Origin of the sequence: Desulfosporosinus hippei DSM 8344 (assembly GCF_900100785.1) — a bacterium.
GTDB classification, from domain to species: domain Bacteria; phylum Bacillota; class Desulfitobacteriia; order Desulfitobacteriales; family Desulfitobacteriaceae; genus Desulfosporosinus; species Desulfosporosinus hippei.
On the sequence record NZ_FNCP01000001.1, the window covers coordinates 246,264 to 264,744 of the forward strand.

The 18,481-nt window shown below is 44.0% G+C and carries 20 protein-coding genes; 1 reads left to right on the top strand and 19 read right to left on the bottom strand.

What is annotated here, in order from left to right; all coding sequences use genetic code 11:
• Position 1: 1 nt before the first annotated feature.
• The 19 genes from fliY to BLS16_RS01295 form a co-directional block, all read right to left on the bottom strand.
• Entirely contained in the window at positions 2-1,276 is a 1,275-nt protein-coding gene (fliY, locus tag BLS16_RS01205; protein ID WP_092328850.1) for a flagellar motor switch phosphatase FliY, read from the bottom strand.
• Complete coding sequence (gene fliM / locus BLS16_RS01210; RefSeq protein ID WP_092328852.1) at positions 1,269-2,264, bottom strand: flagellar motor switch protein FliM; 996 nt, start codon at positions 2,262-2,264, stop codon at positions 1,269-1,271. The genes fliY and fliM overlap by 8 nt, the downstream gene beginning before the upstream one ends.
• A gap of 151 nt (positions 2,265-2,415) precedes the next feature.
• Entirely contained in the window at positions 2,416-2,850 is a 435-nt protein-coding gene (locus BLS16_RS01215) for a flagellar basal body-associated FliL family protein (RefSeq protein ID WP_034598438.1), read from the bottom strand.
• Between the two features lie 4 nt (positions 2,851-2,854).
• Positions 2,855-3,058: a flagellar FlbD family protein gene (locus BLS16_RS01220; protein ID WP_034598437.1), complete on the bottom strand. Its 204-nt coding sequence runs from the start codon at positions 3,056-3,058 to the stop codon at positions 2,855-2,857.
• A gap of 43 nt (positions 3,059-3,101) precedes the next feature.
• Positions 3,102-3,560, bottom strand: a complete 459-nt coding sequence (locus BLS16_RS01225) for a flagellar export protein FliJ (protein ID WP_092328855.1) — start codon at positions 3,558-3,560, stop codon at positions 3,102-3,104.
• A 29-nt stretch (positions 3,561-3,589) separates the two neighbouring features.
• A complete protein-coding gene (fliI, locus tag BLS16_RS01230) occupies positions 3,590-4,891 on the bottom strand; it encodes a flagellar protein export ATPase FliI (RefSeq protein WP_092328858.1) in 1,302 nt (433 codons plus the stop codon).
• Positions 4,866-5,714, bottom strand: a complete 849-nt coding sequence (locus tag BLS16_RS01235) for a FliH/SctL family protein (protein ID WP_092328860.1) — start codon at positions 5,712-5,714, stop codon at positions 4,866-4,868. Before BLS16_RS01235 ends, fliI begins: the two co-directional genes overlap by 26 nt.
• The gene (gene fliG / locus BLS16_RS01240; protein ID WP_092328863.1) at positions 5,698-6,702 is read right to left on the bottom strand and encodes a flagellar motor switch protein FliG; all 1,005 of its coding nucleotides are present in this window, start codon (positions 6,700-6,702) and stop codon (positions 5,698-5,700) included. Before fliG ends, BLS16_RS01235 begins: the two co-directional genes overlap by 17 nt.
• Positions 6,703-8,298, bottom strand: coding sequence for a flagellar basal-body MS-ring/collar protein FliF (gene fliF, locus BLS16_RS01245; RefSeq protein ID WP_092328866.1), 1,596 nt, complete (start codon positions 8,296-8,298; stop codon positions 6,703-6,705).
• 322 nt (positions 8,299-8,620) lie between these two features.
• Complete coding sequence (gene fliE, locus BLS16_RS01250; protein ID WP_092328869.1) at positions 8,621-8,956, bottom strand: flagellar hook-basal body complex protein FliE; 336 nt, start codon at positions 8,954-8,956, stop codon at positions 8,621-8,623.
• Between the two features lie 5 nt (positions 8,957-8,961).
• Positions 8,962-9,456: a flagellar basal body rod protein FlgC gene (flgC, locus tag BLS16_RS01255; protein WP_092328872.1), complete on the bottom strand. Its 495-nt coding sequence runs from the start codon at positions 9,454-9,456 to the stop codon at positions 8,962-8,964.
• Positions 9,457-9,460: 4 nt separating this feature from the next.
• On the bottom strand, positions 9,461-10,660 hold the full coding sequence (locus BLS16_RS01260; protein WP_092329144.1) for a protein-glutamate methylesterase/protein-glutamine glutaminase: 1,200 nt from the start codon (positions 10,658-10,660) through the stop codon (positions 9,461-9,463).
• Positions 10,647-11,093 (bottom strand): chemotaxis protein CheW, encoded by a 447-nt coding sequence (locus BLS16_RS01265; protein ID WP_014904666.1) that lies wholly within the window; start codon positions 11,091-11,093, stop codon positions 10,647-10,649. The genes BLS16_RS01260 and BLS16_RS01265 overlap by 14 nt, the downstream gene beginning before the upstream one ends.
• Before the next feature lie 127 nt (positions 11,094-11,220).
• Positions 11,221-13,419, bottom strand: coding sequence for a chemotaxis protein CheA (locus tag BLS16_RS01270; protein ID WP_092328874.1), 2,199 nt, complete (start codon positions 13,417-13,419; stop codon positions 11,221-11,223).
• A 468-nt stretch (positions 13,420-13,887) separates the two neighbouring features.
• The gene (locus BLS16_RS01275) at positions 13,888-14,259 is read right to left on the bottom strand and encodes a flagellar protein FlaG (protein WP_092328877.1); all 372 of its coding nucleotides are present in this window, start codon (positions 14,257-14,259) and stop codon (positions 13,888-13,890) included.
• Between the two features lie 21 nt (positions 14,260-14,280).
• The gene (locus BLS16_RS01280; RefSeq protein ID WP_092328879.1) at positions 14,281-14,613 is read right to left on the bottom strand and encodes a hypothetical protein; all 333 of its coding nucleotides are present in this window, start codon (positions 14,611-14,613) and stop codon (positions 14,281-14,283) included.
• Positions 14,613-15,002, bottom strand: coding sequence for a flagellar export chaperone FliS (gene fliS, locus BLS16_RS01285; protein WP_092328882.1), 390 nt, complete (start codon positions 15,000-15,002; stop codon positions 14,613-14,615). The genes BLS16_RS01280 and fliS overlap by 1 nt, the downstream gene beginning before the upstream one ends.
• A 44-nt stretch (positions 15,003-15,046) precedes the next feature.
• Positions 15,047-16,669 (bottom strand): flagellar filament capping protein FliD, encoded by a 1,623-nt coding sequence (gene fliD, locus BLS16_RS01290; protein WP_092328884.1) that lies wholly within the window; start codon positions 16,667-16,669, stop codon positions 15,047-15,049.
• Between the two features lie 30 nt (positions 16,670-16,699).
• Entirely contained in the window at positions 16,700-17,104 is a 405-nt protein-coding gene (locus BLS16_RS01295) for a flagellar protein FlaG (protein ID WP_242876135.1), read from the bottom strand.
• A 541-nt stretch (positions 17,105-17,645) separates the two neighbouring features.
• Here BLS16_RS01295 and BLS16_RS23960 point away from each other — a divergent pair.
• Positions 17,646-17,831 carry a hypothetical protein gene (locus BLS16_RS23960; RefSeq protein ID WP_207649711.1) on the top strand — a complete coding sequence of 62 codons (186 nt, stop codon included), beginning with the start codon at positions 17,646-17,648 and terminating at the stop codon, positions 17,829-17,831.
• Positions 17,832-18,481 lie beyond the last annotated feature (650 nt).

Here is an 18,481-nt window from a genome sequence, read left to right on the forward strand (position 1 = left end):
ACTATTTTAGAGAATTCATCCGTTCTAACGGATGTACAATGTCCGTAATTCTTATCCCGAAGGTCTCATTAATCACAACAACCTCGCATTTGGCTATTAACTTACCATTAACAATCATATCCACAGGCTCACCTGCTAAGCGATCCAGCTCTATGACTGATCCCGGTCCCATATCAAGGATTTCCTTAATGGTCTTTTTCGCTTTCCCCAATTCAACACTTATCTGCAAGGGCACATCTAAAATTAAACTTAGATTATCAGGGTGGGGCATCGGCGAACCTGGCTGAAGCGGTGCAAATTGAGCGGGTTGAACAGGCGTCTGAACTCTCGGCTGGTTACTATACTGACCATTAGGCTGACCACCCATTCCATAGGCGGGATAATCATTGGGTGACGGATAGGGTGACGTATCATAGGCCGGAGTTTGATAGACTGGCGGTGGAGATGCCTGAAGATTATCATAAGCAGCATAAGCAGGCGGTACAGGAGCTGGTGACGGTTGAGAAGTGGCAGCAGACTCTGCGGTTGAAGCCGTGGAGCTGCCCCCCCCCATTGCCCCCATCAGCTTATCGACCATCCCTTTGGCTACACTGACAGGAATCACTTGAACAAGAGTACTGTCAATAACATCTTCCACAACCATTCGGAAAGAAATCCGAACTAGAGGTTCTTCAAGAGGCAGGAAGTCATGTATGACATCTTTGCCATCCACCATATCGTTAAGGACTAAATTCGGCGGAGTAATATCTACCATGGCATTAAACATAGTTGACATTGAAGTAGCCGCAGAACCCATCATTTGGTTCATTGCCTCGGAAATACCGCTTATCTGAAGTTCGGAAAGCTCGGGGGAAGGACTTTTCCCGTCCCCTCCCATCATTAGGTCAACAATTACTGCCCCATCCCGTTGGGAAAGAATCAAGAGATTCGAGCCCTCAATTCCAACTTTATATTTGACATCACATATTACGGAAGGGATCGGATAATCCTGACGAATCTGTTCTGAGGTCGTCAAATCGACTTTCGGAGTTGTAATATCAACCTTTTTGCCTAAGAGCTGCGATAATGTGGTGGCTGCAGTACCCATGGAAATATTGGCGATTTCCCCCAGAGTATCTTGTTCCATCTCATTAAGAACGTCAAATGCTGCCGAAGCAGCTACTGATGCCGTTATAGGTATTACCGGTTCTGATTCAGCCGGTGTATCCAGGTCTGGTTCTAAGGTTCCCCGTAACAACGCGTCAATCTCTTCTTGGGTGAGAGATCCACTACCCATCTTGTTCCCCTCCTTCCTCAATAATTTCTGTAATCTGAACAGCCAGATGTTCTCCGTGTAACCCCGGAAGAGATTTGAATTTCATGAAATCTCCCACATAGATTGGCAACGGATCCTTTACGGATTGATTCAATGGTATGACATCCCCTTTAGCCAGCTCCAACAGGTCTCTGACTAGAATCTCTGAATGACCCAGGAAAGCGACCATATCCACCTTAGCCCATTCAATTTTTTTGCGAATCGCTTGTACTTGTTCGGGAGATGTGACTTTAGCCTCTGTAGAAAAGAGGAAAAAAGTACTTAATTTATCTAAGATAGGTTCCAGTACGAGATAGGGCATACAGATATTAATCATCCCTATTGCCTCACCAATCTTAACCTCTAGAGTAATCAGCACAACCATTTCATTGGGAGCAACAATTTGAGTGAACTGAGGATTTGACTCCATGGACAAAAACTGTGGTTTTAGCTCGTATACTTCTGCCCATGCCTCTTCAGTGATATTAATCATCTGAACTAAACGATTTTCAATAATAGTCTTTTCTATCTCCGTTAGGTCTCGATTCTTCTCAGTTCCTTCCCCTTGTCCCCCTAAAAGACGGTCCACCACCGCAAAGGTGAGAGATGGGCTAAGCTCTAATAATAGCGTACCTTCTAAAGGACTTAAGGAATACAAAGCTAAACAAGTGGGATTGGGCAAGGATCGAATAAACTCATCATAAGTGATTTGCTCAATTGATATAACTGAACTCTCAACAACCGAATGCAAGTTCCCAGAAAAGAAAGTTGTAAGCCCTCTGCAAAAATTCTCATGAATATTGTGCAGGGAGTGAATCTGATCTTTGGAAAACTTATTCGGACGCTTAAAATCATACACTCGAATCCTTTTTTGGGTCTTAGTTGTCTTCATTTCCTCAACGTCGACTTGTCCATCGGACAGCGCATTGAGCAAAGCATCAATTTCAGCTTGGGACAAGACGTCTCCCATCAAATCCCCCCCTTCAATTCGATTTTCAATATTCGCTAGTCGTGGTTGGAATTATATTCTCAGAAATGTGGTAAAACCACATACTCTTTTGATAATTAGGCACAATGATTCCCGTATTCCCGTTTTTTTCGACGCCGAACATCGAACCGCGTTATTGGTAGACCAAGGATAAAAACAGCACATCCGTTACATGATTTTCAGCGACCTCATTCAGCTTTTCCACTAAATCTTCACGTAACTTTTCTCGACCTGTGGAATTTTGTACATCTGCAAGAGTTTTATTCGCTAAAACAGTATTGACCCGGTCCTTTAAAAACGCGTCTTCCTCTTTCAACGTCTCCGCTACCTTATCATCAGTCACTTGGACGGTTATTGAAGCCTTGAGAAAGCCCCCGCCTTGCAAGTTCACTGTAAACTCCCCAATGGGAAGCAACGGTCCGGTCTTTTTAGTTTCCTTAACATGAGCCTTAGAACTTTCCTCCGAAGTCCCCAAGAAAAACTTTTGAACTCCGAGAGTTCCTCCGGTTCCAAGACCCACTCCTATGAATAAGGCAAGGATCACAAAAATTAAGGATTTTCGGTTCATAATCTTATTGCTCCTCCACTTTATAAGTCTGATAACAACGTCTGCGGAATTCGGCAATACGTTCGATGAGAACTTCGATTGCCTCTGATACCACGTATTTATTTCCTCCCGTTAAGGTAATGACCGTATCCGGGGTTTCTTCCATTAGTTCAATTAGGTCGGGATTCAAAGCAAATTGTTTTCCATTTAAACGAGTAACATAAATCATAACTTCATCCCTTCCGATCATCATAAATCACAAACTACTATAACTAGACAAGTTCACTGATAGCTTTTCTGCCAAGCCAATGAAGGACTTGTCCAGTCTCATCAAGTATCTTTTGTTCCTTCTGCAACTCAGCTTCTCGAAAGGCGGTTGCTTGTTTCTCTTTGAGACGCTCGTACTTTTCCACTTCACGATGTGCTTCCAATAAATAATTTCGGGATTTCTCTAAGATAATTTCTTGTTCTCGCTCTCTTGCTTCACATTGACGAAGCTTCCGTTTTTGTTCCAATGCATATACCTGGCAAATTCCCAGTTCTTCCGGGCGGTGCCGTCCGGCCTCCCGCTGGCCTTCTTGGGCTTCGTGATAACATGTTTGTTGATTCTTTAAGGCTTGAACGTAGTTCTGCCAACGCTGGAGTTCCGAAGCGTACTCTTGTTGGGCTGATTCGAAGACCTGTTGAGCTATCTGAAGGCTTGCATCTAAGCGAAACCGAAATCGCGCCATTGCTTTCACTCCTTTATCCGTTGCCCACCCTAACTAAAAATCCCTTGCAATTGTTTAAGCATCTCCTGATAGATAACATATTCGTCGACCATTTGCCGAGAAAATCCTTGAATACGATCCATATGTGCAATAGCAGCATCAATCTTTGGATTACTTCCCGGAGTATACGCCCCAATATCAATTAAATCCTTTGCATCACGATAAATTGCGATATATTCACGAACCTGACCGGCTAAAGCCTTTTGGTCAGGGCTGACAACATCATTCATAACCCGACTAACGGATTGTAAAATGTCAATTGCCGGAAACATGTTCTGCATAGCTAATTCTCGCGTTAAAACAATATGTCCATCCAGAATACCTCGCACCGAGTCGGCGATAGGCTCATTATGGTCATCTCCATCCACTAACACTGTGTAAATCCCGGTGATACTTCCTACCTCCGCCATGCCCGCTCTTTCCAGCAGCTTTGGCAAAAGTGCAAAGACAGAAGGTGGGTATCCGCGAGTCGCCGGGGGTTCTCCCACAGTCAGGCCTACTTCCCGTTGAGCCATAGCAAATCGTGTCACCGAGTCCATCATAAGGAGAACGTTTTTTCCTTGATCCCTGAAATACTCTGCAACAGCAGTAGCAGTTAGGGCTGCCTTTAAACGCACTAAGGCAGGTTGATCTGATGTAGCTACAATGATTACAGATCGGGCTAAGCCTTCCGGACCTAAATCCTTTTCAATAAAATCCCGTAATTCTCGACCACGCTCACCGATCAGGGCAATAACATTGATATCCGCAACAGTATTTCTAGCCATCATCCCCAGCAGAGTACTTTTCCCTACGCCTGACCCGGCGAAAATACCCATCCTCTGCCCTCGGCCGATTGTCAGGATTCCATCAATCGTTCTAACCCCAACACTTAGTGTATCTCGAATTCGAGGACGCAGGATAGCACTGGGTGGTTTGTTCTGCAGCGGGTATGCTGTTATCGTCTGAAGCGGGCGACCATCCAGAGGATGTCCCAAGCCATCAAGAATCCGACCGAGAAGCCCGGGACCTACAGGCACGGTCAACTTTTGCCGTTGAGAAAGAACACGATCTCCGGGAGCAATTCCTTCAAGCTCTCCCAGAGGCATCAACAGAGTTGTCGAATCTCGAAAACCTACTACTTCAGCCGGAAGTTCCAGGCCGCCTCGGGTAATAATATGGCAATATTCTCCCACACTAGCCCGAGGACCCGCTGATTCTACCATCAAACCGACAATCTTGGAAACCCTGCCTTGAGCAGAGAACGGCTCTAAGCGATCCACAGTCTCAGCTAACAGATTCCACGCCCCCATGTTCGAGCTCCTCTCGTAAGGTATGTTCTAATTTATCTAATTGAGCCTCAAGCCGCCCATCAAAGATTCCCTCTTGACATTCCAGGAAACAATCGCCTGAGTTTAACGACTCATCGACAACCCAAGGGCAAGGAAGGTTTCCCTCCAGCCAACGGGCATCATCTGGGGATACGTGGAGTCGCCAGCCTTCTCGTTCTAAAGGCATCAGAGTTAATGACTGAATAATAGCTACCAATCTTTGAGGTTCAACTGCTAAGGTGGAACGTACAATTCGCTCAGCAATTTTGACGGCCAAATGAAGCAACTCTCTATCAACTTTTGCGTATTCTTCCTGGACCGCCCTCTGGGCTAGCAGGAAAAACTGATTGGCACTTTCGGTGAGCCGCTTTCCCTCAGCTTCTCCCGCTTTTCTGCCCTCTTGATAGCCCTCTTCCTTCGCAATTGGATAGATCTCCGCTCTGGTGCTCTCTCTAACCTCCTGCTGCATGTGCTCCAGACCTGCTTGGGCTTGCTCCAGAAGTTCCTGTACATGGGCCTCAGCTTGGGCGAGCATTTTCTGGGCCTCAGCTTCAGCATCACTTATGATTTGGGCCGCCTTTACTTTAGCGTCTTCCAGAATCTGATTAGTTTGTTCTTTCGTCTCTGATGATTCTCTCCAATTAGGCAGATCAGGCTTTTCAGTAGCGTCAATCTCCTCGCCAACTGTAAGAACCGCTAAACAACTGCCTAACTGTTGGAACCCTTCATGATTTTCCACCATTCTCGGTGTTGATACCTCTACATCCCAGCTTTTGACGACACGACCATTAATAGATAATCTCATCACTGCCTCCTCTAGAGATAACGATAGCACCACTTTCTTCAAGCTTACGAATAACTTTTACGATACGCTGCTGTGCCTCTTCAACATCGCGTAGTCGTACTGGACCCATAAACTCCATATCGTCCTTGAGCATTTGACTGGCCCGAGAAGACATGTTGGCCATAATTTTCTGCGCCACCTCGGGATTTGATCCTTTCAGAGCCAAGCCGAGATCTTTAGTTTCAACATCACGCAGGACAAGTTGAATACCGCGGTCATCCAGCATAACGATGTCTTCGAAGACAAACATCTGCCGCTTAATCTGTTCGGCCAAATCAGGATCTTCAACTTCCAGGGAATCCATGACGACTTTAACCGTTCCCGGATCAGTCCTATTAAGAACATCAACAATACTTTGAATTCCGCCCGAGGCAGTATAATCCGTGGGAGCCAAGCTGGAAATTTTACGTTCTAATACTTTTTCAATTTCTTTGAGTACTTCCGGACTAGTTCGGCCCATTGTGGCTATACGCTTAGCCACATCTGCTTGCCGATCTGCACTCAAGCTGGCCAGTAAGGTGGCAGCTTTTTCCACGGGGAGGTGAGTCATGATCAAGGCAATCGTCTGAGGATGTTCCCCTTGAATAAAGGAAAAAAGCTGTTTGGGATCAGTTCGGCGCACAAGATCGAAAGGCCTCATTTTCAGTGAAGTCGATAAGCGGCTAATGATTTCAAACGCTTTAGATTCGCCGAGAGCCCGTTCCAACACTTCCCGCGCATACTCGATTCCTCCCTGGGAAATGTAATCATTAGCCATACACATTTGGTAAAATTCATCAATGACATGATCTCGTTGTTCGGGAGAAATTTTACCAACATTGGCCATTTCCAAGGTTAATTGTTCTATTTCCTGATCTCCCAAGTGCTTAACCACATTTGCTGAGTTTTCGGAACCCAAAGCAATCATGAGGATCGCTGCTTTTTGGATTCCGTTCAAAGCTTGCGCCATCTACTTCTCCTCCGATAGCCATGTTTTAACAAGACGGGCCGCCTCATCCGGGTTATTGCGGGAATAGAGTTCAACTGCCTCTTTAGTCTTCTGTCTCTGAAGCTCATCCGCCGACTTAGCATGTTTCTGAGATAATTGTAATTCCGCCTCTTCCTCCGCCTTCTGTTGAGCCATTAATAGTTCTGCGGTAGCAAGGGAAACCGGCTCTGAACTATTCAACTCCAACATTTTCTCAGCACGTTTCTTGCGAGCGCGCTTACGCAGAAAGGCGATCAACATAATTAAGCCAAGCAACGCTGCAGCACCAATTTCTGCATAGGTGATAAGCTGCTGGCGCTTTTTAGCCTCTTCCATTGCTGACAGCTCATTTTGCAAATCAGACTTATTGAAGGGTATAGCGGCTACTTGAATATCATCCCCACGGTTGGCGTCCACCCCCGCTGCCGAAGCTAAAATTGTCTTAATTTGCTCCAGTTGCTCCTGAGTGACAGTGTCTTCATCAGCCATTACCGAGACGGAAAGGCGTTTTACACTCCCCGGGCTTACCACTTGTTCTTCTTGGGTAGTGTCTACTTGGTAATTTTTGGTACTGGTAGCTTTGGTCGATGTGGAATTCTGTTCTGGGGTAGCCGGATAGGTTGGAGCACCGTTAGCATCCAAGCCCGGTGTTCCTCCTGCTGCCCCCGCAGCCCCATTTGTCGAACTTTCATTAGAGTTCTGCTCACTTACCACAGCACCCGGACCGTTAATCTGCTTAACGATCTTTTTCTGGTCAAAGTCTAATACCGCATTGATTCGGACAACTGTTTTACCTGAACCCAGGACACGATCCAGCATACTCTGTAATGATTTTCGAGTATCTTCTTCAACGGTTTGTTTAAGCTGATATTGAGTTCCCGTTAATTTCTGGGGATCAGTGCTTTCTTTCAAAACATCGGATAAAACATTTCCGCCAGTGTCCACAATCGTCACATTCTCGGGTTGCAGTCCTTCGATAGAGCCGGCTAACAAGTTAGCGATAGCACGCACCTGATCTTCGCCAAGTTTGGTGCTCGGGACAAGTTTCAAGGTCACTGCCGCAGTGGCTGCTTTTTGACTATCAACAAATAATGAAGGTTCAGGCATTACAATGTGTACACGGGCATCCTCCACACCGTTTAATGTCTTGAGAGTATTCTCCAATTCGTTCTGTAAGCCGAGAACATAACGCAACTTCCTATCAGCATCTGTTTCGCCAAGTCGCATGGTATCTAAACTGTCAAAACTAAATTTACTTTGTTGCGGAAGTCCGGCACTGGCAAGTTGTAATCGTAAATCCGCCGCAGACTGCTGAGGAACCATAATTGTCGATCCATTATCCTCCAGCTGATAATCCGCTTTTAAATCTTTTAACTTAGTAGTAATTGCTCCGGCTTCTGTATCACTCAGCTTAGTGAAAAGAGCTACATATTGTGGTCGTCCGGCCCATGTAATCAGATATATTAATGCTCCGGCAACTATAAGAGGAGCAAGCACAGTGATTATTTTCTGTGGGCTAGAAAGTCTATTCCAAAATGTCAGTACCGATTCTTTTATTCTTGCCCAAGAAAAATTCACCCTTGGCTCCTCCTTTCTTTTGATAAGTTATGTTCGAAAAGCGAGGTTTCAATTAAGACCTTCGCTTTTGAAGGTATGGCAGCTCGAATATGCCTTGATCGATACTCGAAGCTTATTATGAAAGCCTTCATGATGCTCCTCGCTCTTGTTCTATTAATTATTGTTCATTGAAATTATTGAACTTAAATAACCCCGGGAAAATCATTTGTAAAAACGTATCTATATATAAGAACATAACCTGAATTCTTTTCTATAGTGTTTTTAAAAAAATAATATCATGAAAAAATGCACATTGATTAAATTGTATTTTTTTAACACTTAATCAAATTTGCATACGCATTACTTGATTATAAGCATCTAATACCTTATCACGAGCTGCTACGGTCAAAGACAAAGACAAACTGGCTTTTTCTAAAGCTACCATTACTTCAGACAAATCCTGAACCTGACCCGTCGCTAAGGCCACTGAGGCTTTATCTCCTTCAGTTTGCAATGCATCGACTTGATTAAGGGCATCACTTAAGAATTTCGAGAAGTCTGCCCCAGCCTTTTGGGCACCGTCCCCGGAACTAACCTTAGGTGTTGTCTCAAGGCCGGATGGGTTAACGGCAGTTAGTGGCCCCAGCGGCATAATAGGTGCTATGGGAAGAACACTCATCTAAATTAACCCCTTCCAATTTCAAGTGCTTTGGTAGCCATTGACTTACTGACATTAAGAGCCGTAACGTTAGCTTCATAGGCCCTTGCTGCGGTCATCATATCAACCATTTCTGTCACAATGTTCACATTGGGCTGACGTACATACCCTACCGGCAATCCTGCCTCAGCCACTTGAGCCGCATCCGGTGAGTCAGGGTTATATTCTAAACGATAGGGTTCAGTTGCATCGTTTTGAATTCGGGATACTTGAACCCCATTGCCAACGTTTCTAACATCGTTGCCCATTGCTTCGCCAAGAACTTTTGAGAAATCAGTTTGCGGAGGACGAGGAACAAACACAGCAACTTGGCGGGTATAGGGGATCTGATTACCTGCGGCGGTCAGATCTCCGGTACGGGTAGTATTTATATTGGCGATATTATTGGCTGTCAGATCCATCCTTAAGCGCTGGGCAGTCAGCCCGGAAGCACTAATCTCCATCGCTCCAAAGAGCCCCATAGACTTATCCCCTCCTCATAACACATTCCACAATGGCTTTTCCAATCTCGCCAAGGGGCACAACCCGGTCGGCAAGCCCGGCTTCCACTATAGACCTGGGCATCCCATAGACTACACAGGTTTCTTCAGCCTCGGCAATGGCAAACCCCTCGAGTTTCTTAAGCTCTTTCATCCCCTTAGTACCATCACTTCCCATACCGGTCATAACCACTCCCAGAGTCCCTTTCCCCACTTCCTTTCCCAAGGAAAGGAACATCACATCAATGGAAGGATGATAAAGAGTAGGGATTGGAGCATCATCCCCAATATTAAGGGTCAACTGACCGGATCGGCGCTGAACTTGAAGTTGTTTCCCTGCCGGAGCCACATACACTGTTCCCGCTTTTAATACCTCTCCATTGATTGCTTCTCGTACATTTAGCTCACATAACCCATTTAAGCGTTGAGCCAGAGGGCCTGTAAAACCGGGAGGCATATGTTGGGCAACTAATACAGGAACCGGAAAATTTTTCGGAAGCACGGGCAATACCGCTTGCAGAGCAGAGGGGCCACCTGTTGAAGTGCCAATGGCCACAATTTCCACAGGATGTTTAGGCAGCACTCCACTCTTCCCCCCCGAAAATGTCCGAGAAGCATTTCCTGAGCTTACAACCGAAGGCGATGAGGGTGACTTGGTTGATGTAATCTTCGTAATGCCAGGCTGAACAGTTGCTGCAGTGCTTGAAGAGACTGCTGCTGTAGAGGGGTTCTGTTGGGAAGAAGCTATACCCTTATTAGGTCTTAGGCGCGAGAGATTGACCAAAGCCGCAGCCTTAACCTTTTCTACTAAATCACGAGATAGAACCTGCAAATCCGCGCCCGGTTTTCCCGATGGTTTAGCTACAACATCTACTGCACCTAGATCAAAAGCCTTCAAGGTAGACTCTGCCCCTTCCGTTGTCACAGCACTCAAGATGATTACTGAAGTCGGCTGCCAGCGCATAATTTCGTCTAAGGCCTGAAGCCCATTCATGACAGGCATCTCCACATCCATAGTTATTACATCCGGACGAAGAGATTGAAGCTTAAGTATCCCCTCACGCCCATCCTTTGCAGTATCTAAAACTTTAATGGATGGATCTTGACTGAGAATTTTTTGCAGAGTTAATCTCATAAAAGGTGAATCATCGACGATCAGAACCCCGATTTGCCTAGGCGCTGACATCATGGCTTAACTCTCCACCCATGATATGATCAAGATCCAGGAGGATTAATAAACGTTCCCCGATTTTACCAACTCCGCGAATAAACTGAGAATCCATACCTAAGGCAATCGGCGGAGGCGGCTCGATGGCCTCACTATCCAAGCGCAGCACTTCAGTTACGGCATCCACCCGAACCCCAAACACCTTTGATTGCACTTGCAGAACAACAATCCGGCTCAAGTCAGTCTCTTCTACCCGACTCATTCCAAAACGAGTACGCAAACTGATCACCGGAATTACATTTCCTCTTAGATTAATAACACCTTCAATATAGTCCTCTGCTTTTGGTACTCGAGTAATGGGCGGAATCCGAATAATCTCTTGAACACGCATTATGTCCACACCAAACTCTTCTGACCCTAAGCTAAACGTTACTAACTGTTCTTCAGCCATTGCCAAACACTCCCCTTTTCGATGTTCGTAGTTCGATATTCGTGGTTCGAACTGGATTCATCATAATATTTCTTAATCGCACTTATTAAAGTTTTCATTTGTTTAGTTCGATGTAAAAGATGTGATCCTAGCTTCTTCTTGTAACTAAGACATCTTGAATTAAGGAACCAATATCCAGGATCAAGGTTACTTTTCCGTCTCCCAGAATCGTAGCCCCGGCAATTCCGGGGAGATTCGTTAAGAAATCACCTAATGATTTAATAACAACTTCCTGTTGACCACGCAGTTCATCCACGATAAGCCCTAATGCTTTATCTCCAAAGCCTACCACTACAACAAAGACTTCACTGCTTTCATCCTCCGGTGTGGGTAGATCAAACTTTTCTTGTAAAGAAATCAACGGTAAAGTGTTTCCCCGGAGTTGAACCATTGGCAGACCGCCTACAGTCTTTATGTCCTCTCGACTAACTAAAAGAGTCTCTAGAACCGAGGAAAGGGGCACAGCATAGATTTCTTGTCCAACTTCGACAAGGAGAGCTTGAATAATTGCCAGGGTCAAGGGCAAGCGAATAGTAAAGGTACTTCCTTTCCCTTTGCGGGTGGTAATATCCACCATACCCCCCAGATTATTTAAGGCCTTCTTAACGACATCCATTCCAACCCCTCGGCCCGATATGTCTGTTACCACATCTGCAGTGCTAAATCCCGGCAAGAAGATTAGATTAGCGATATCCCGTTCGGATAGTTCTTCCCGCTCTCCAATCAGTCCCTTGGCAACAGCTTTGGTGCGGATTTTTTCCAGATCTAAGCCTGCCCCATCATCCGAAATAAGAATCGCTATGTGATTCCCTTCATGATAAGCATTGAGGGTAATAGTACCAACTTCGGATTTACCGGCGGCCTTACGATCTTCAGGAGACTCAATACCATGATCCACTGAATTTCGAATGAGATGCATCAGTGGATCCCCAATGACTTCAACAACGGTCTTATCCAGTTCCGTATCTTCTCCTTTTAAGACCAGATCAATTTCCTTACCGGTTTTCTTGGCCAAATCACGAACTAAACGTGGAAAACGATTAAAGACCGTGCCAATGGCCACCATTCTCAAGCGCATAACACTTTCTTGCAGGTCATTCATTAAACGACCCAGGTAAACATTTGCCTCGTTCAAATTATTGACCATAACATCTGTACTGTATTGAGCCTTTAAATCCAAGCCAATTTGCACTAACCGAGTCCTGGTAATAACCATTTCACCGACAAGATTAATCAAATTGTCCATACGAACCGTATCAACACGGATCGTATGCACTTGAGTGTTGCCTTCTCCCTGAATTGCTTCATTTGCTCCGGAAGTTTTCGCCACAATTTTTGGCTCTACTTTAGCTTTCTGAACAACAGCAGGTTTGACAACTTTTTCTTCAGCTATGGTGTTGGAGGCAGTTTCAGGAGCTGCTTCTAAATCTATACCAGGCGTTTTTTCAACCTTTTTATCTTCTTCAAGATTAGCTTCTTCAGGTGAATTTAGATTTGGATATAGGTGTACCACCACATCTACCAGTTCGGAAATCTCCAGCAGTTCTCTACGGATCTCCTCACGGGGCTCATCGCAATTCACGAGCATGTAGAACTCTTCCCCATTGCCAACTTCCAAATCCTCAATACTTGGTACAAGCTTAATTACCGAGCCTATCCCTTCAAGGCGCTGAGTCGCCATGACTGCTCGAACTGCCTTCATAAGAGTATTGGGGCCAAGTTTAACATCTATTTGATAAACCCCATGTCCTAGACTTTGAGCATCGCTAACTTTTTCAAGTTCGTCTGGTGTTAACTCAAAGTTCTGCGGAACAAACTTCGCGACCTCTTCAGCTTCAGCTTGAGGGATCTGAGGATCTTTAGCTTCAACTGCGATCTCCCCATCTAATAATTCCCGCATGGTAGAGGCTAAATCTTGAAACTCAATGCTGATTTCCTCGCGCTGCTCAACCTGAGCTAACATCGCTTTCACGCGATCAGTCACCGCTAATAATACATCAATCATTTCCAGCGAAACATCCATTTTTCCCTGCCGCAAATGATCCAATAAATCTTCGGCAGCATGGGTTAGGGCAACAATTGGCGTGAACCCCATTGTTCCTGAAGCTCCCTTTAGGCTGTGAGCTGAGCGGAACAGATCGTTGATGAGTCCAATATTCCCCCCCTCTTTCTCAAGCTGTAAGAGACCAGCTCCGAGCTTTTCAATCTGTTCTTGAGAATCCAACAGATAAAACTCTACAAACTCTCCCAGATCGACCCCTTGATTCTTGTTGTCGTTTTGACTCACGCCTCGCCACCCCTATCTTTTTTGATACAATACTACTAATTACTTCGTAAGTCATCATATAATGATATGAATCCTAATAATCGCCTAGCTTATCTATGTATTAGATCGCATGAAGGGATAAATTTCCTCAATTACTTTTTATTCGCCATTTTTTTTAGAATTCCTCCAAAAAAACATATAAAGATATTTCCCTTAAACTATTCTTATAGTAGCATCAAGTCATAAAAACGTATATACTTTTTTCGACAAATTACTCATGTATTTTTTGTAAAATTCTTGGAAAAAACAAATTTATAGAAAAAAATGTATGCTTGCTAACAATAGCACTCTGGGCACAACCACAATATAGTAAATTTGTCACAACTTTATAGGACTTTTGGGCAAAAAGAACCAGGAAGCGAAAAACGCTTCCTGGTTCTTTTAAGGGAATAGTATAGCTATAAAGAGATTACTTTGTATAATGAAGCTTCAGACGAATTCATCAAACAATAGGCCCGCGTCTTGAGTAAATGATCTTAAGATATCTAACGCCCTTTTAGGTTCGATTTGATTTAACAACTCTCCGCTTGGTTGATCAATTATTTTCACTGTAAAGCTTTCGGATTCTTCATGAACACTAAACTCTAATCCTTTGTCGATTATCCCCATTAGCCGATTAAGCTTTTCCACCGCTTTTTCAACTTCTTCGCGAGGTATCTCTTCACGAGCCGAAGGAATATCCCCTTTTCTGTCAATAACTTTTCTGGCAGTTTCCAAGGATCGATCGAGTTTTTGTCCGGGAAATGCATCCAGCGGAATCATTGTGGAATGAGTATTGGGCTGAATAGGATTAATCATCATAAATCCCTCCTATATCACCAATTATCTTTTCCAATTCATATTATTGACGGCCGTGGTGCTTGCAGCGTTATAGGCTTCAGATACTTGATGTTGTTTCTTAGATCTGCCCATTCGAATCTGTAAATTATCTGTAATAGTCTGACTATCTTTTTGTATGTTCTTTATCAAACTTCGGCCTTCAGGTGAGAGCTTAAAGCCATCATCGGGAGTCTGATCAATCAGCTTTTGCAACAGGTCTCGCTGTTTCAGCAGGTCATAGAAAAGTTCCATATCCTGCTTAGCCAAGAATTTAATCATTTCTTTGGTTAAAAACCAATAATCTTGCCACAAAGCTTGAACTGCTTTTTTCTCCATTACTTGCCAACTGCTCGAGCAACATGAGTCTGTTTCATGGCCTCAACCCAGGTATCCCGAAGTTCAAGCAACATACCTTTTGCCTGCTGCAATTGTGCCACATCTTTTTTCATATTGCCTTGAATCAGGCAGTGTTCAATGTATTCATAAAGCTGAGCCCAAGTTTTCGAAAGTTCGTAGCTCATATCCAAGGTGTGCATAAACTCACGCACGATGTCCTGTACTCGCATATTCGCGTTATGAGATTTTTGAGTATCTCCTTGCTCCATCGCTATGATACTTTCAGCCAGAAACCTCAACGCTCCATTATAAAGCAGTAAAGTCAATTGTTCAGGCGAAGACGTCATGATCTGTTGATTTTTATAAGCACTCGCTATTTGCTGATTCATAAGATAGCCCCCTTATAATACCAATATTCTATTCAAAAAAGCCTTTATTCACTACTTCCCAACATAGATGATAACCAGGTGCTTTGACTATTCAACTGCTGTAAGGCCACTTCCATGGCATTATACTGTTTATAGTAAGCTGTTTGCATTGAGTCGAATCTGTCTTCAGCAATAGTAATCTGTTTTTCATATTCAGCAATCTTCTTAGCATAATTGCTCTCCGTATCGTATTGGGCATTAGCGGTGGTACTGGCAATTTGATCCAGCTGATCCATAGCGGCTTTTATTCCGTCATATAATCGTCCGGCTATTCCCTGAGTTTTAGTATCCGTTGTACCATCTGCATTGGTTGTCCCACTAGCAGCGAATAATTCATATAGCACATTGGGATTGGCATTTAAAGCTTTTTTTAAATCATCCGTATCCAAATAGAGCTTGCCGCCCTCAGTATAGTCTTTTCCTGTAGTAATGCCGATGGAAGCTCCACTATTATAGGTGGTTTTCTTCCCGGTTTCCGGGTCATATGTACTGGTGATGCCAGAAACAAAGCCGGAGAATGAGTTACGCATGGTGTTAACTAGGCTCGTCAAGGTCGAATCGTTATGAAGCATCCCACTCTTCGCTTTAGCTTCCCAAGAAGTAATCTCGGAATCCTTCATGTCCGCTTTCTGGGCATCGGTGAGAGGTAGATAATCACTGTAACGCGTCTCTTCAATCAGACCATTGAGCTCATCAAGAATTTTGTTGTAGGAATCGACTAAGTTTTGAATATTAGTTACTGCTGTATCTGTATCATTACTAACACTAACGCTGATTGCAGTTCCTGAAGCCAACTTAGCTTCAATATCAGCCCCAGACAGATCAGAAGATAAGCCCGTCAAATTATAAGTTACTCCGGAGATGCTAAAAGTGTTTTTCGCCTGGGTCAAGTGAATCCCATCAAGCATGAATTCCGCATCTTGACCTTTAACTCCTGAAGAACTCACTTCCGAGGGAAGTTTCAACTTATCAACAAAAAAATCAGCACCCCAACTGCCATCATTTTCATCATCAGGGGTAATTGTAATTCCCGCTGTGGAGCCAGTTGATGTCGTTGACATGAAAAAGCGATCTAAAGTGCTATCATAACTGGCCTTCACATTAATACCGGCCTTATTAATTTGGCTAACAAGGTCATTAATGCTTCCGGCAGGGTCGATGGCAATCTCAGCACTGGTATCTCCATTGGTTATCTTAAATTTATAAGTTCCCGTAGGCGCAGTGCCGCCATAAAACTGGCTGGTAATCGTATCCTTGCTTGCCCCCGTCGTTATGCTGCTGGAACTGGTCAAATTCACTCCACTAGCTAACTGCGCAACTACCAAAGAATGTGTGACATCAGCTGCATCTGCGATAGCCGTCACAGTAGCTACCGAAGTATTGCTGGACGTAACCTTATTGGGACTCAAAGTCCCCTGAAGTTTATAGTTAAATACAGAATCGCGAAATTTACTGATATCATCATACACCGAATTATAGGTAGATTTCTGCCATTCTGCGATTGTTTTCTTCTGTATTAAAGCATCCTCTTTTGCTTGCTGACCTGACATTAAACTTTTAACCATGGAGTCAATATCCATACCTGAACCGGACAAGCCATAGACTCCCCCTACCGATCCAACTGCCATACGAAGCACCTCCTATCTGTCGACATACCGCTATATTTTCTTATCCAATAAAATCCCGACATAATCTCTGATGGCCGCCATTGTATCAAGAAACTCGCTGGAGGGAAATTCTTTTAATACTTTATTATTAGCTCGGTCAACGACTTGCACCATTAGCTGATTAGTTTTCTCATGAACTTCAAATTGAATATTGGCGTCCATTGCTTGTATAAACTTATTCATCGCCTCAGTCATCTGGGTAACATCATGTAAATCAACTGGCTTTTTCTTGACTTTGTCGTCTGATAAAGCAGTCAGGGATTTATCCGTTCCTTCACCCATCTTGGAAGCTAATTCATTAGCAACAGCCACTGTACGGGAAGTTGTTTGCCCCACCTGAGCAGAACTTATGAGATCTACTGGAATCTTTACTGCGCTGATATCCAAATCAAACACCTCTAAACTCAATCTCTGCTAATTATATCGTAAGAAGTAATCCAAAGCTTTAGGGGAAAGGGGAAATTTTTTGCCATTAATTCATCTTGGGTATTAAAAAACCGTTCAAAAATTCATTTAGTTTTAAATTGTCCGATTTGGCTTCAGTGTTCATTTTCAGTAGTGCAAACTAATCTGGTCTACGATACTCTCCTGAAATATAAATGGCCCACAAGAAAAAAGGAGGTCAATTTTTAGGGTATTACTAGCATTAACGGGGTAACTGAAGTATCCCTTGAGGCTATTGATTGGATTGAGAAGCTTAGGAAGATTATTGTTCTTTTGGAACGTATCATATCTTTAGCATATCAACGTATCGGATGCGGTATAAATTTATAAAAATTTCAGACTTCTCAGGGGTTTTCGGGTAGTGTTTTAATGAATATGTGCATTGAAAACAGCCTTTGGCGTCAAAAACCGTGCACATGGGGTTAAAATCAAATAGTGCACCGGTGCACCATTTGGCCTCTCTTCCCCGACGGGGAGTAACTCACTGATTAAGTTGGCCTTTAAGCCACTCTCCATGGTATATCAGCTCAACGGCGTTGCTAAGCAGCATTTTGCCGTTTTGTTCCTTAATAAAGTTATGCTCGGACTTCGATTTGCTCACGCGTCCTGTTGGAAATTTCCGTCCTCATACCGGCTGCCCATCTTTGGCGGATTGCCCAAAGACCGAGTTGAATATTGAGGTAAAAATTGTAATATTATGGTTGCCTAAGGGAAAAAAGAGGTAGCTAGAAAGCCCTATCTAGGCTTCCCTCAGATTTTACGCACGTTAGCGCTTCTAATTTCACAAGAAATATACGCTCCAATAAGCCTTTAGACGAAAGTCAACGGAGACAAGAGCATGCGAGAAAAGCAGGTTTAACTGGCAAACTAGGCCGTATAAAGGCTTCGATTAATTGGCATTATCTGTCGGTATGGTAGATATGGATCCGGTCTGCCATAAGTAAGCCGACAGACATAACAGGTGAAGCTTGGATTAGTGAACTCCAGTCAATGTCTCAGGAAGGCTGGACATCGTCAGCTAAACGGGATCTACCTGTAGTCCGATTCTGCTAATATCTATCTCGATAAACTTGATCGCTTCAATAACATATATTATCGAACGGGAGCAAAAGTCGTCGTAAACGTAGTGCTTATACCAGTATTCATTGAAAAGCTACGTAATGCTGAATATTCGACGGAAAGCGGTGAAGAAATCAGCAATCTGGTAAGAATTCGCCTATTTATCCACCTCACCGATGGACGCCCTTTCCCTTAGCTAACGGTTGGCACTATCACTCCATGTTGGACTTGCACCGACGAGTAAGCGCCTAAGCTGAGCGCACCGAAAGA